Source organism: Citrobacter sp. Cb031 (assembly GCF_030336725.1).
Taxonomy (GTDB): Bacteria; Pseudomonadota; Gammaproteobacteria; order Enterobacterales; family Enterobacteriaceae; genus Citrobacter; species Citrobacter braakii.
Map to the genome: position 1 here is coordinate 1 of NZ_JAOWDA010000005.1, position 237 is coordinate 237.

A 237-nucleotide genomic window follows, 5' to 3' on the forward strand; every position below is an offset into this window, starting at 1 on the left:
GAGAAAGAGCTCGTACGTAAGTACGGGCTTTTTTTTCGCATGTTGCACGCCTGCGGGGGGATGAGAAGCCCCGACCGGGGTTCGACAACTGGCGCAGCCAGTTGGACAGACTGAGAGCGCAGCGAACAGGCTGCCCGAAGGGCGAGCGAAGCGAGTCAATCCCCCCCTCACCGCCATATTTGAGAAAGAGCTCGTACGTAAGTACGGGCTTTTTTTTCGCATGTTGCACGCCTGCGG

1 other RNA gene is annotated in these 237 nt (G+C 58.2%); it reads left to right on the forward strand.

Going from position 1 to position 237, the window contains the following annotated elements:
- Positions 1–39: 39 nt before the first annotated feature.
- A non-coding RNA gene (locus tag OGV93_RS00660) (RtT sRNA) lies at positions 40–176 on the forward strand.
- The last annotated feature ends 61 nt before the right edge of the window (positions 177–237 follow it).